The sequence below is a fragment of the Periweissella fabaria genome (genome assembly GCF_918814575.1).
Lineage (GTDB): Bacteria > Bacillota > Bacilli > Lactobacillales > Lactobacillaceae > Periweissella > Periweissella fabaria.
In genome coordinates this window covers 70,813-85,828 of record NZ_CAKKNS010000009.1, presented here as the reverse complement: position 1 = coordinate 85,828, position 15,016 = coordinate 70,813, and the positions used below count along the sequence as shown (strand labels likewise).

The 15,016-nt window shown below is 37.0% G+C and carries 11 protein-coding genes; 1 reads left to right on the top strand and 10 read right to left on the bottom strand.

The genetic code is table 11. The features are described from left to right. Positions 1–450 precede the first annotated feature (450 nt). The 8 genes from LQZ75_RS08995 to ykzS form a co-directional block, all read right to left on the bottom strand. Positions 451–1,680 (bottom strand): MFS transporter, encoded by a 1,230-nt coding sequence (locus LQZ75_RS08995; protein WP_230097485.1) that lies wholly within the window; start codon positions 1,678–1,680, stop codon positions 451–453. 153 nt (positions 1,681–1,833) lie between these two features. Next, complete coding sequence (locus tag LQZ75_RS08990) at positions 1,834–3,918, bottom strand: LTA synthase family protein (RefSeq protein WP_230097484.1); 2,085 nt, start codon at positions 3,916–3,918, stop codon at positions 1,834–1,836. Between the two features lie 150 nt (positions 3,919–4,068). Further along, positions 4,069–4,314 (bottom strand): DUF1797 family protein, encoded by a 246-nt coding sequence (locus LQZ75_RS08985; protein ID WP_230097483.1) that lies wholly within the window; start codon positions 4,312–4,314, stop codon positions 4,069–4,071. 2 nt (positions 4,315–4,316) lie between these two features. After that, positions 4,317–5,378, bottom strand: coding sequence for a lysylphosphatidylglycerol synthase transmembrane domain-containing protein (locus LQZ75_RS08980; RefSeq protein ID WP_230097482.1), 1,062 nt, complete (start codon positions 5,376–5,378; stop codon positions 4,317–4,319). Between the two features lie 21 nt (positions 5,379–5,399). Then, positions 5,400–6,608, bottom strand: coding sequence for a glycosyltransferase (locus LQZ75_RS08975; protein ID WP_230097481.1), 1,209 nt, complete (start codon positions 6,606–6,608; stop codon positions 5,400–5,402). Between the two features lie 286 nt (positions 6,609–6,894). After that, on the bottom strand, positions 6,895–8,619 hold the full coding sequence (ptsP, locus tag LQZ75_RS08970; RefSeq protein WP_230097480.1) for a phosphoenolpyruvate--protein phosphotransferase: 1,725 nt from the start codon (positions 8,617–8,619) through the stop codon (positions 6,895–6,897). After that, positions 8,619–8,885 carry a phosphocarrier protein HPr gene (locus LQZ75_RS08965; protein ID WP_230097479.1) on the bottom strand — a complete coding sequence of 89 codons (267 nt, stop codon included), beginning with the start codon at positions 8,883–8,885 and terminating at the stop codon, positions 8,619–8,621. Before LQZ75_RS08965 ends, ptsP begins: the two co-directional genes overlap by 1 nt. Before the next feature lie 301 nt (positions 8,886–9,186). Continuing rightward, positions 9,187–9,369, bottom strand: coding sequence for a protein YkzS (gene ykzS, locus LQZ75_RS08960; RefSeq protein WP_230097478.1), 183 nt, complete (start codon positions 9,367–9,369; stop codon positions 9,187–9,189). A gap of 259 nt (positions 9,370–9,628) precedes the next feature. Here ykzS and LQZ75_RS08955 point away from each other — a divergent pair, with 259 nt between their 5' ends. Next, entirely contained in the window at positions 9,629–11,863 is a 2,235-nt protein-coding gene (locus tag LQZ75_RS08955) for an ATP-dependent Clp protease ATP-binding subunit (protein WP_230097477.1), read from the top strand. 52 nt (positions 11,864–11,915) lie between these two features. Here LQZ75_RS08955 and LQZ75_RS08950 read toward each other — a convergent pair whose 3' ends face one another. Together LQZ75_RS08950 and eno are read right to left on the bottom strand one after the other, a co-directional pair. Next, positions 11,916–13,487: a peptide chain release factor 3 gene (locus tag LQZ75_RS08950; protein WP_230097476.1), complete on the bottom strand. Its 1,572-nt coding sequence runs from the start codon at positions 13,485–13,487 to the stop codon at positions 11,916–11,918. A 196-nt stretch (positions 13,488–13,683) separates the two neighbouring features. Next, positions 13,684–15,009, bottom strand: a complete 1,326-nt coding sequence (eno, locus tag LQZ75_RS08945) for a phosphopyruvate hydratase (RefSeq protein ID WP_168722655.1) — start codon at positions 15,007–15,009, stop codon at positions 13,684–13,686. Between the last annotated feature and the right edge of the window lie 7 nt (positions 15,010–15,016).

Genomic DNA, 15,016 nt, shown 5'->3' with positions numbered 1-15,016 from the left:
GCGAAATTGACATTCGCAAATTTGTTTAACTCTGAAATCTAGTTTCAAAGTACTTACACATTTGATTGTCAAAACTTTATTCAGTTTTCAAAGATCTACGTTGTTGTTAGCGACTTAATATGTCGCAACAACATTTATTAATATTACCAGATAGTTAACTTAACGTCAACAACTTTTTAAAATTAATTTTTCGAAAGCGTTTTGTATAACTTCCATTTAAGTTACCGCCTCGCTTAGGACTTAAACTATATTACTAGTATTAAAAGTAATAGTCAACACTTTTTAAGTATTTTTTTGTTATTTAACTACAAAAATATCAAAAGAGCTTAAAAAGCTTATTAAATCCGTATTTATCTCCGTAAAAAACGCATATGCAACACTTATTTAAGTGCTGTATATGCGTTTTTCATAAATAAAGTTCACTGCCACAACTCACTTTTAGTAAAGTAATTATTCTGAAACTTGGCCTAATTTACGAGCAATAACCATTAATAAACCACCAAAAATAATTGTGATTCCCCCCGTTAGCTGCCAAAGCATAATAGTTGGTATATGAATCCAAGCAACAAAATAACTAATTACGGAGAAAAGTGCAAATGTTGACGTAGTTAAAGCATGCATAGCTGAAATATCACCAACATTAAACGACCGATACATCAACTTTTCAAAGACATTACCTGACATCCCCATAAATATACCAGCTAGTAACAATAGTAATAAACGGACTGAATTAGGTAATGGCAATGTAATCGCAATAAAACAACTCCCCGAAATCAAGTAGTCACAACCAAAAAACGTTGGTGCACTCCATTTGACTAACGGTGCTAAAGCTCCTCCTAATAAATCACCAACTTTTTGCGTAGCGCTAACAATTGAAAAAAAGGCCACCGCAATACCTAGTTCTTTCATTGTTAATGGTAACAATTCAAATAACAAACCCGTTACCCCACCTAAAATAGCTTCAAATAAAATAATTAAGAACGCTGGCATTGTATGCGTAAACTGATAAAGGGCTGTTTGCATTTGTTTGTAATAAGAAGCTACTGGCACCCTATCCAATTGGCCGTCATTTGTATTAACTAGCACCATGTCTTTATTTGGTGCATAACTGATTAATAAATAACAACCAATTCCTAGAGGAGTAGTAATGAAACTTACCCATAATAACCATGTACTACCATGAGCTAATAAAATAAACGAACTAATGATACTCGTAATAATCGTTAAGCCTATACTCATAAAGTATTGCAAGTCAACGGACTTTTCAATAGCTACTTCATCTTCTTGAAAAATAATCGGAATGAAGCCAACTTCCACTGAACCTGAAATGGTCGTGGCAGTGCTTAATAGTAAATATAACCCACCGACTAAGATTAGTGCTTGCTTAGTAAGTAGTAAACTACCCCCAATGATCAAAGCAAAAGTTGCCATTACTTGTAACATAATTAGGATTGTTTTACTATTCTTAATCTGACCAAGAATTGGTGCACCAATTGCAATCAAAGCTGGTGGAAGCGCAGCCAGGATACCGAAAATACCTAATACACGTGCTGAGGCATGATATTCTTGTACTAATAAGTATAGTAAGACGACACTGTAAATATTAAACCCAATTAACAATAAGCTCTGTCCAAACAGTAATTTGATTAGATTATTTTGTTTTAATTTGTTTTTTCCCATATTAAGACACCTCCTAGCTCATCTTCCATTTAAAATTAATCAACTATCATTAAAAACTAATTTTTAATGATTATAGACTTCTTATCAAGATTTTCAAACAAAATTTTTCTCTTTATAAGCACAAAAAAAGCAACCATAATGGTTGCTTTTTTCTTATTTCGTAGCTTTTTTCAATTCAGGTGCATCAGTCTTATATAAATTCACAAGTGACTTATCATGGTTACGAGCAAGGATACTTGAAGGTTCCGATGTTAAATCGTCCTTTAAGGCAGCCTTAGTCTTGTCAGGATTATAGCTATAATCCTTCCGATCAACCTTTTTAAAGCCTGCAGGAGTATAGAACCGGAGTAAGTCTCCAGTAATCACCTTATCTGAATCTGAAAGAGTCGTATCAACATATTCTTGAATCTTAGCAATGGCCTCTTTCGCACCAGGGGCCTTACTAAAATCAATTTGTTGGCCAGTATTAGTATAGAAATACTGGTTTTGATACTTAATGTATTCTGGTGTTACAAAGTCCCCATTACGGAATGGCACTATTGAGATGTGTTTTGATGACAATAAGTCAGTCCCAAACTGAACGTAATTATCATCTTTCACCCCAAGTAGGTCAAATAATGTTGGTAAGACATCAATTTCACCACCATACGTATGGTTAATGCCACCTTGTAGTCCAGGCATGTGAATCATAAATGGTACTTTTTGGAAGTTAGCTAAATCAGCATTCGTCACTTCTGGTTTGTTCAATAATTTTGCAATTGCAGGTCGGTGGTTATCTGAAATACCATAGTGATCACCATACAAGACAATCATACTATTGTTATATAAACCAGATGCTTTTAACCATGCCAAGAATTCCCCGAACGCTTGGTCAAGGTAACGAGCTGTTTGCACATATCCATCAACAGTATTATCACCCGTATTAAATGGTTTAATCGTTTGATTTTGTTTATCTAAATCATATGGATAGTGGTTAGTAACAGTAATTACTTTAGCATAAAATGGTTGTGGTAACTGTTGAATATATTGTGCTGTATCTTGTAAGAAGATTTTATCTTTCATACCGTATCCAACATTGTAGTTTGGATTATCGGCATCTTTATAAAATGGTTTACTAAAGAAGTAATCATAACCCCATGACTTGTAGGCATTATCTCGATTCCAGAAACTAGCAACATCCCCGTGGAATGAAGCCGTTGTGTATCCTTGTTGACTCAAGATTGCGGGTGCTGCTTGGAAGGTATTTGATGTTCCGTAGTTAACCATCGCTGAACCTGATGGTAAGCCATATAATGAATTTTCTAACATTGTTTCCGCATCAGAAGTCTTACCTTGACCAACTTGGTTATAGAAATTATCAAAACTCATTGTACTTTGATCATGATAGAACTTATCGAGGTTAGGCATAACTTCTTGCCCATCCCATTTATAGTCAATCATGAATTGTTGTAAACTTTCCAAGTGAATCACGAAAACGTTCTTTCCTTTAGCTTTACCAAAGTATTGAACATTGTCTGGTGCTTGGTGGCTTTCAATATATTTCAAGATTGGTTTGATATCTTTAGCACTTGCAGCTGACCGTGAGGCTTCTTGCTTGTGTGTTTGAAAAATATTAAACGCTAAGTATTCATTTAAACCTAAGTATTTAACAATGTAGTTATTATCGAAAGTCCGTGTCAATAAACCTGAACGATCAGCATTTGAAATACCAAAATCAGCAAAGATTAAGAAAAAACTCAATGCGGTAATTGAAAGTGCAAATCGCTTCTTAATCTTACGCTTATCAATTTTAATCACCTTAAACAATAACAAGACAATTAAAATAATGATATCAATGAAAACAAAGAAATCGCCTAAGTGAATAATACCGCCAATTGCTTTATTCAAGTTATTATCAACCGAACTTGCACTACCAATAATCGATACCGATAAGAAATCAGAAAATTCACGATAGTACAAGACGTTTGAAAAGATCCAAAGTGATTCCAATAAATTAATTAGTATCATCAACCAATAAGCTAGTCGGCCACGGAAGTATAACGCAATCCCGAGTAATAGCAAGGTTGTTCCAATCGGATTTAAAATTAATAAAAAGTGTTGTAGTGGTCCTTGTGCGCCAAGTGTAAAATCAGTTTGGTATACAATATAAGTTTTTAACCAAATGAGAAACGCCGATAAGCAAAAGAAGCCCACCGTTGTTTGTAAATTAGCGCCGAGCTTCTTGAAAAACTTCGACATTTTTTCTCCTCCATAAATACGTGTAACAAATTAATTATACTTAGGTTTGTATAAAACACAAATACCATCGTCAGTATCTGTATAATTTTAATCATTTTCTAAGCCCTTAAATAAAAAAATAATCAAAAGATCTGTTCTTTTGATTACTTTCTAAAATACTAATTGAAAGTCAACCAATTGATTATAAATCTCAATGGCTGCCAAATCGATATCATCAAAGATAAACGTCCCATTGTTTTGACGTTCAAAAATTGAAAACAACATTGTTTGATGGTCGTATTCGACCGTACAGACATTAATACCGAATAAATCAAAATTACGCTCTTGCCTACGATAAGCATAATCACTCACCATAATACGTAAACGTTTTAAAACATGTTGTAAATTTGGATCCATGGTTATTCTTCCTTCTGCTTATGCCAATCTTGAGAGCTGTCAACACGATCAGCACGAATATTAAATGCAATCATCCCAGTAAACATCCCAAAATAATAAGTTAAGAAGCGCCAAATAAACATTGCTAATACTAAATCAGTTGGCACATTAATAAAACTACTAAAGAGTGATTGAAAACTTACTTCCGCTCCACCAGAACCACCTGGAATTGGGAAAATTGAAATCACCATCACGATTAAGACATGCAACGATGTAATCAAAACATAATTAATATGCGTATACCCCAAGGCAAGTAGAATAAAATATGGAATTGAATAATAAAACATTAATTGAATACTTGTTAAAATTAAACCTTTAATCATTAACCCAATATTACTAGTCATTCGTACACTCTCAATGTGAAAATTGTGTAATCTAATATCAACCCATTGCGTAATTCGCTGATAGCGTTCAAATCGTTTCTCTTTGCCACCAAAGCCAACGACCTTAATGGTCTTTAATATTAAGTCAGTCAACCGCTTGGTAAAGCCGTACCAGAACATAATTAGGATTAGCCCAACAATGACGGCTAAGTGAATTAAAAAGCCAAAAATCATTAAGTATTTAAGGACATGTACTTTATCAGCCAAAAAGTGTGAGCCAATTATTAAGGCTATAAAAAAATTCAAAACAATCACAAATTGATACACGACAAATTTCATCAATAAAATTGCCGCCGCATATCCTGGTTCAATGCCTGCTTGCATCATTGCCATAATTTGAAATGGTTGTCCACCACTCGCAAACGGCGTAATGCCATTACCGAGTTGTTCAACTAATGGCACCCGTAAAGCGTCTTTAAACGTAAAACCTTGAACACGATTACCAACAAACACCTTTACGATGATACCTTCAATAACTAAATACGCGATAATACATAAAATTGCAACTAATAGCCACCAGACATTAATTGTCAAAATTTCATGAAATAACAAATTCATATTAATATCACGTAACGAGTACCCCATGATGGCTACTCCAATGATAAGCATAATAATTAAAACTATGCGATTATTTTTGGACATACTAGACTCCAATAACTAAGACTAACGCTTAAACGGATTACTAAACGCACCGAAAATTGAATCACTATTTCGTTCATCATCAGTCCGATATTCATTAATTACAACTTCATAAAATTTCACTATCTCGGTACCAAAATGTTCAGCACTAATTTCATTAATTTTGGCATCACGCTTTGACACATCCCCAACTTGGGCAGTCTTATTCAAGTAAGGTAGTAAAGCTGTTGCTAGTAACTCCACATCATCTAAACCAACACCAATACTTGGATCTGTAATTAAGTCTCTTACATACGGACTGTTCATTACGACAATTGGTGCATGCGCAGTTAGCGCTTCAAGATAAGTTAAACCTTGAGATTCAGATTGTGATGATGAAACAAACACATCTGCCATCGCATAATAGCGTGGAACATCAGCGTGCTCAATCATCCCTGTGAATAAAACATTATCAGTAATTTCCAAAGCCGCAACATGCTCCATCAATGATTGACGAGCTGGCCCATCACCAGCAATCACTAATTTAGCAGCTGAATTTTGGGCTAAAACTTCTTTGAAAGCATCAATCGTATCTTCAATATTTTTTTCAAAAGCTAATCGGCCTAACGATAGCGCCACGGGTGTCTGCGTAGTTAACCCTAATTGCTGCCGTAATTCTTGTGTCTCCTCATCTGTAACATGATGATTGACCTCAACACCTGTTGGAATAATCCGAATCGGTGCTGTCACCCCGTATGCTAACATTGTTTCATAAACTAGTTGCGATGGTGCTACCACACCTTCCATATTTTTTAAGTAATTACGGACTGCGGTTTTAACCGCTCGGGGACCAATCAGCTTCCCATTAGCGACATAATGTAAGTAATCTTGATACATTGTGTGATAGGTATGGATTGCAGGAATTTTTAAACTAAAGGCGACAAATTTACCCATGAGCCCCATTGAAAATTCAGTTTGCGTATGCACAATATCTAAATTCAATTCTTTGGCAATTTGTACAGCGTGTAATGCGCCACTATACGCTAGTCGTCGGTCTGGAAAGCCGGTAAAAGGAAAGCTCGGGAAACGAAAAATATTCCGTTCATACACATTGCGCCCAACTTTGGGATCATTTGAAGTGAAGATATATACTTGGTGCCCCATCGATTCCAATGTGTCTCGCAGAATCGAAATCGAGGTTGCCACCCCACTTACTTGTGGATAGTACGTATCTGTAAATAATCCAATATTCATCCAGATACCTCCTTTTTAGAATTTAAATAATATAGACATAAAACTTAACAGGTACATATTATAGCAAAAATCTAAATTTAAGTAAAAAAATACCTAATTCCCCGGCTATCCGTTAATTATTACATCAGTATATTTATAAGCAAAGTTTACTATGCTAGTAGACCTAAATAAAGTATTATCACTCACTGAGATTATATCAAGATTAAATTATTTAACATCAAAAAGGAGCTAGTAGACCTAACCAAACTTTGATTAATGGCCGTCAATAGCTCCTACAAATTAATATTTAATTATTAGTCGTTGCTGCTTTAACAAGTTCCGCAACTTCATCATTTGTATCAAGGTCAAGGGCCTTGTTAGCCAATGCTTGCATATCAGTAGTGGTTAAGTTTTTAATCAATGAACGGGCTTGTAAAATTGACGTTGCACTCATTGAAAACTCATCCAAACCAAGACCTAATAACAATGGTACGGCAATTGGATCACCACCCATTTCACCACACACAGCCACAAATTTACCTTCTTTGTGTGCACAATCAATGGTCCGCTTAATTAAACGTAAAATTGATGGACTATATGGTTGGTAAAGGTAAGCCACTTTTTCATTACCACGGTCTGCGGCCATTGTATATTGAATTAAGTCATTAGTACCAATTGAGAAGAAGTCAACTTCCTTAGCAAATTTATCCGCTAAAATCGCTGCTGAAGGAATTTCAATCATGATTCCAAGTTTAATATTGTCATCAAAATCAACGCCTTCACTCTTCAAATCAGCTTTAACTAATTCAAAAATGGCTTTAGCTGATCGGAATTCTGGTAAAGTCGCCACCATTGGGAACATAATCCAAAGCGTTCCAAATGCCGATGCTCGAATAAGCGCACGCAATTGCGTCTTAAACATATCCGTTTTATCTAAAGAAATTCGGAGTGCACGATAACCTAGGAATGGATTTTCTTCTTCAGGCAATGGCATGTATGGTAACTTCTTATCACCACCGATATCCATTGTCCGTACCGTAACAGGCTTACCACTCATACCTTCAAGAACAGTCTTGTATGCTTCGAATTGATCTTCTTCTGATGGCATCTCACTTGAATCCATATATAAGAATTCAGTCCGATACAAACCAATTCCTTCGGCCCCATTTTCAAGAACCGCAGCCAAGTCTTTAGGTGTTCCAATATTAGCTCCGGTCATGACTTTAACACCATCCGCAGAAGTTGTTGGTTCATCTTTGAGACGTGCCCATTCTGCTTTTTGTGCTAAATAGTCATCACCAATTTTTTGATATTCTGCCACAGTTGCATCATCTGGGGTGATAATAGCGTGCCCATTAAGACCATCAACAATTACCAATTCATTTTCAGCAATATCAGTTGTTGCCACTTCCGTTCCTACAACAGCAGGAATTTCAAGTGTCCGTGCCATAATTGATGAGTGTGATGTACGACCACCTAAATCAGTTACAAATCCTTTAACGAATTTACGATCTAGTTGGGCCGTGTCTGAAGGTGTTAAATCTTTAGCAATAATCACAACTTCTTCATCAATCAAAGCGGGATTGGGTAAAGTAACGTTCAACAAGTGTGATAAAACACGCTTGGTAATATCACGAATATCAGCTGCCCGTTCTTGCATGTATGCATTATCTGTCATTGCTTCAAACATTGCGATATAACCATCAGTTACATCACTCAATGCTGTTTCAGTGTTAACTTGGTCTTTTTCAATTTGTTGTTGGATTGCGCCAACAAGCTCTGGATCGGAAAGAATCGTAAGGTGTGCTTCGAAAACTTCCGCTTCTTCAGCTCCTAAATTTTCAACTGCTTTAGCCTTAATCTTAGTCAAATCTTCCTTAGAAGCATCAAAGGCCGCATTTAAGCGGCCTTTTTCTGCATCGACATCCGTAATTGATGTCTTAGCAAAGGACAAATCAGGATCAACTAATTTATAAGCTTTAGCAATCGCAACACCATTACTGGCTGCAATACCGCTAATCTTTTTTGTCATTAGTCTGATAAGCCTTCTTTCTTCATAGTGTCTTCGATAGCAGCAATTGCATCTGCTTCGTCTGAACCATTAGCAGAAATCACAACGTCTGAACCTTGACCAACACCGAGTGACATAACACCCATGATTGACTTCAAGTTAACATCCTTACCTTCGTAGGCAAGAGTAATATCAGCACTAAACTTAGAAGCAGTTTGTACCAATAAAGTTGCTGGACGTGCGTGAATACCTGATTCTGCTACAATGTGAAAGTTGCGTGATTCCATAATGAAAGTTCTCCTTGTTTGAACAAATATTAGATAAGGGCAAGCATCAAATTTTGACTCTACCAAACCTTATGACATTATCATAACCAAAATGAAAACGTTTTACAAGCAAATTTACATACAAAAATGCCAACTTATTACATTTTTTCTATTTTCCTAAAACGTTTATTTAATAACGTTGTAAAGGCTTACATTTTTAATTTACATTTTCAAATTTCTTTCCATATTAGCGATAAACATTTTTACTTTTAAATAGGTATTTTCACTAATATTTTCATGACTATTGGTAAACTTAGTTTGTTCAACGCTCAACTTGTTGGGTGTAAGTAATACTTCCGCCACGACTAGCAGCCCCACTGATTTGATTTTGGTACTGATACGCTTGCCAAATTTGATGAAATGCCGTAAATTCATCGACCGTAACTTCAAATTCAGTAATTTCACCATTTCGAACCGCTTCTAATAATGCAAAATAATCTTTCATCAATTAGCCTCTTTTCGTTTCAATAAATAAAATAATTAACTTCTAATTTTTACGCGAAATGCTATTAATTGCAAGGCTTTTTAACAAAAAACACCATTAGCACTCTATTTACAAGAGTGCTAATTTTTTGAGCATTTTAGTTGCATATCCAATTAATCAGCGTATACTGATAGTCAAAGGTCAGCATTAGTCAAACAAGGTCAAATATTGATTCCATAAAATAGAATATGCTTTAAATACAATTAACGGAGGTGAGGCAATGTTATGCCAAATGTGTCATAAAAATCCAGCATCAATTCATATGCAATTAAATTTAAATGGTCAAAATGTTGAGATGCATCTTTGTCCATCGTGTTATCAAAAAGTCCAAAAACAAATTCATAACGGGGGTAGCCAAATGCCACAAGAATCTTTTAACTTCAATTCAATCGATGATTTATTCCGTGCCCTAAATGGGCAACAAATGAGTGCTCAACGTAGTGCCCGTCAACCACAACAACCACAACAACCACAACGTGAAATGGGTGGTGATGGTAATGAAGGTAGCCTCCTTGCTGAATTTGGTCTCAACTTAACTGAATTAGCGCGCCAAGGCCACCTTGATCCAGTTATTGGCCGTGATAAAGAAATTAACCGTGTGGTTGAAATCCTCAACCGTCGTACTAAAAATAACCCTGTACTCATTGGTGAGGCCGGGGTTGGTAAAACTGCCGTTGTTGAAGGCTTAGCCCAAGCCATTGTTAATAGTCAAGTTCCTGATAAACTACGTAATAAAGAAGTTTATCGCCTTGATGTCGTTTCATTAGTTCAAGGCACTGGTGTCCGTGGTCAATTTGAAGAACGGATGCAAAAATTAATGGATGAAGTATCTAAAAATAAAAACGTCATTTTGTTTATTGATGAAATTCATGAAATTATGGGTGCTGGGAACGCTGAAGGCGGTATGGACGCTGGGAACGTCTTGAAACCAGCCTTAGCCCGTGGTGAATTCCAACTTGTTGGTGCAACTACATTAAACGAATACCGCCAAATTGAAAAAGACCCTGCTCTTGCACGGCGTTTCCAACCTGTTACGGTTAACGAACCTTCTCAAGATGAAGCTTTAGCTATTTTGAAAGGCATTCAAAAGAAATATGAAGAATATCACCATGTAAAATACACTGATGATGCCATTAAAGCGGCGGTAACTTTATCAGCCCGTTATATTCAAGATCGTTTCTTACCCGATAAAGCCATCGATTTACTTGATGAAGCTGGTTCACGTAAAAACCTTAACTTAAAAGTTGTTGATCCTAAAGAAATTCAAACAAAAATTAATTCTGCTGAAGCCCAAAAACAAGCCGCTATTGATCGTGAAGATTATGAAAAAGCCTCATACTGGCGTGATCAAGTAAATCAACTTGAACGAGCTAAAAAAGAAGCCGAAGAACATCCTCATGATACTGGTTCAAATGAAGTTACTGATCAAGATCTTGAAAAGATTGTTGAAGAAAAAACTGGAATTCCAGTTGGTGACTTAAAAGAATCTGAAGCCGGTCAATTACGTGATTTAGATAAGCATCTTGAAGAACATGTTATTGGTCAAGATAGCGCTGTTAATAAAGTGGCCCGCGCAATTCGCCGTAACCGCGTCGGCTTTAATAAATCTGGGCGACCAATCGGTTCCTTCCTGTTTGTTGGGCCAACTGGGGTTGGTAAAACCGAAACTGCTAAACAATTAGCTAAAGAGTTATTTGGTTCAGCGGATGCCATGATTCGCTTTGATATGTCAGAATACATGGAAAAACACAGTGTTTCTAAATTAATCGGAGCCCCTGCTGGTTACGTTGGTTACGAAGAAGCTGGTCAATTGACCGAAAAAGTTCGTCGTCACCCTTATTCATTAATTTTACTTGATGAAGTTGAAAAAGCACACCCTGACGTAATGCACATGTTCTTGCAAGTCCTTGATGATGGTCGTTTAACTGATGCCCAAGGTCACACTGTTTCATTCAAAGACACTGTCATTATTATGACTTCAAATGCTGGTGTTGCTGATGAACCAAGCGTTGGTTTTGAAGATAAGCCTAAAGCTTCAATCACTGAAAAATTAGGCAATTACTTCAAACCAGAATTCTTGAACCGTTTTGATGACATCATTGAATTCAACCCATTAACCAAAGAAAATCTGCATGAAATTGTTGACTTAATGCTTGATGATGTTAATGAAATGATTGCTGATCAAGACTTACATTTAACCGTTGAAGATGCTGTGGCCGATAAGTTAGTTGACCTTGGCTACAATCCTGCCATGGGTGCCCGTCCACTCCGCCGGGTAATTCAAGAACAAATTGAAGACCGCGTGGCAGATTACTTCTTAGACAATCCTGCTGAACACAAACTCGTTGCTCACTTAGTTGATGACGAAATTGTAATTAGTCCAGAAGGCCAAGTACCAGCCACAAAAGAAGCGCCCCAGGATACAAACGTTACACCAGACACACCAGCTGAATAGCTAAAAAAGCGTTCTACGATTGCACATCGTAGAACGCTTTTTATTTTGCAGTTTATAATTTTGCTTCTAATTCAACTGTTGGATACTTATCTTTAAACCATCGTTCCGCAAATTGGTTTTCAAATAAGAATAATGGTGCATCATAACGGTCTTTCACTAATAAGTTCCGTGATGAAGCCATTTTTTCATCTAATTGTTCTGGATTAATCCATCGAGCAATCTTTTTACCCATTGGTTCTAGGACAATTTCAGAATTATATTCATTTTCCATCCGGAATTTAAAGACTTCAAATTGCAAGGCCCCAACAGCCCCCAAAATATAATCACCTGATGACCATGCACTGTACAATTGAATCGTTCCTTCTTGAACTAATTGTTGAATTCCTTTATGGAATGATTTTTGTTTCATCACATTCTTTGCTGTCACACGCATAAAGATTTCGGGTGTAAATGTTGGCAGATCTTCAAATTCAAGCTTTTGTTTTCCTGAGAAAATAGTATCCCCAATCTGGAATGTTCCGGTATCGTAGACCCCAATGATATCCCCTGGAACCGCATTTTCAACGTTTTCACGTGAATCCGCCATAAATTGTGTTACATTACTCAACCGAATCTTTTTAGTATCACGTCCAAGCGTAACATCCATTCCTCGCGTGAATTCACCAGAAACAATCCGGACAAAGGCAATTCGGTCACGGTGTTGAGGATTCATGTTAGCTTGAATTTTGAACACAAAGCCTGAGAATTGATCGGCTAATGGTTCAACAGGTATTCCTTCGACCGTTTTCTTAGGTCCTGGAGCTGGGGCGTATTTAAGATATGTCTTTAAGAATGTTTCGACCCCAAAGTTAGTTAAGGCTGATCCAAAGAATACTGGTGAAAGTTGTCCGTTTAAAATCGCTTCCTCATTAAACTCATTCCCCGCAGATGTCACTAAATCAACTTCATCCAAAGTATCCCGCCAAATTTGGTTTTCTTTTAAAATGTTACCATCGGCAATATTACCATCGGCTTCTAGTGGTAATTTAGTATTACCATTAATATCAGGACGATATAGCAAGACTTCTTTATTATACATGTCGTATAAACCTTGTAGTACTTGTCCTGAACCGATTGGCCAGTTCATTGGATATGTATCAATTCCCAAAGTATCTTCTAATTCTGCCAATAACTCAAGCGGATCACGACCATCACGATCTAATTTATTGAAGAACGTAAACACTGGAATTCCCCGTTGTTTAACAATTTCAAATAACTTCTTCGTTTGGGGTTCAATCCCTTTAGCAGAATCAACGACCATGACCGCAGAATCGACGGCCATTAACGTCCGATATGTATCTTCAGAGAAATCTTCGTGTCCTGGAGTATCCAAGATATTAATCCGTTTACCTTCAAAATCAAATTGTAAAACAGAACTAGTCACGGAAATTCCCCGTTTTTGTTCAATTTCCATCCAGTCAGACTTGGCGAAATTACCACTCTTCTTACCTTTAACTGTTCCGGCTTCACGTACAACTCCCCCGAACAAAAGCATTTGTTCCGTAATGGTTGTTTTACCCGCATCGGGGTGTGAAATAATCGCAAACGTTCGACGTTTACTAATTTCTGTTGCTAAGTCACTCATCTTTACTAACCTCAAATATATCTTTAATTGTTTAATATTAATACAAACACTGCAAAAAAGCTCTTTACAAGTATAGCAAATTCAAACCATGTTTGGCTAATATTATCTAAATGCATGGTATTAAAAAGCCACGTAACTTTAAAGTTACGTGGCTTTTTAACGACTGCCTAAGCAAGTCTATTTAGGTCACTAAGCATTACTTGTTGATAATGTTTTCGCGAGCTTCTTTTGAGATGTTGTAGAATGCGTGGATACCCTTGTATTCAGCAACGTTTGAAGACAATAAGTCTTCAATACGCATAAGTTGGTTGTACTTAGCGATACGGTCTGTACGAGACATTGAACCAGTCTTGATTTGGCCGGCGTTAGTAGCAACAACCAAGTCAGCGATAGTAGTGTCTTCAGTTTCACCTGAACGGTGTGAAACAATCGCAGTGTAACCAGCTTCTTTAGCCATTTCGATGGCTTCCATAGTTTCAGTCAAAGTACCGATTTGGTTAACTTTGATAAGGATTGAGTTGGCTGTACCCATTTCAATACCCTTCTTAAGGTATTGAGTGTTAGTAACGAAGAAGTCATCACCAACCAATTGAACTTTCTTACCAAGTTCAGTAGTGATAGTCTTCCAGTCGTCCCAGTTGTTTTCATCAATTGGGTCTTCAATTGAGATGATTGGGTAACGGTCAGTCAAGTCTTCAAGGTACTTGATAAATTCTTCAGTAGTGTATTCTTCACCAGTTGACCAACGTAACTTGTACTTCTTAGTTTCGTTATCCCAAAGTTCTGAAGATGCCACGTCAATAGCAATGGCAATATCTTTACCAGGCTTGTAACCAGCAGCTTCAATAGCCTTGATAAGGTATTGAAGAGGTTCTTCGTTGTTAGCAAAGTCAGGTGCGAAACCACCTTCATCCCCAACTGAAGTAGCTTTACCGTCAGCAGACAATAACTTCTTCAAGTTGTGGAAAGTTTCAGAACCCATACGGATTGCTTCCTTGATTGAAGGAGCACCAACAGGCATGATCATGAATTCTTGGAAATCAACCTTGTTTTCTGAGTGAGCACCACCATTGATAACGTTCATCATTGGAGTTGGCAATACGTGCGCGTTGAAACCACCAAGGTAGTTAAACAATGGCACATCAAGTTCGTCAGCAGCAGCACGTGCTACGGCGATAGAAACACCTAAGATAGCGTTGGCTCCAAGCTTACCCTTGTTTTCAGTACCATCAAGAGCAATCATAGCTTTATCAATAGCAACTTGGTCAGTTACATCGTAGCCTAAGATTTCTTTAGCGATCACGTTGTTCACGTTTTCAACAGCTTTTTGTGTACCCTTACCCATGTAACGGCTCTTGTCACCATCACGTAATTCAACGGCTTCGTGTTCACCAGTTGAGGCACCTGAAGGAACGATACCACGACCAAAGCCGCCTTCTTCAGTATATACTTCAACTTCAACAGTTGGGTTACCACGTGAGTCGAGGACTTCGCGTGCATAAATATCAGTAATTGCAGACATTTTAACA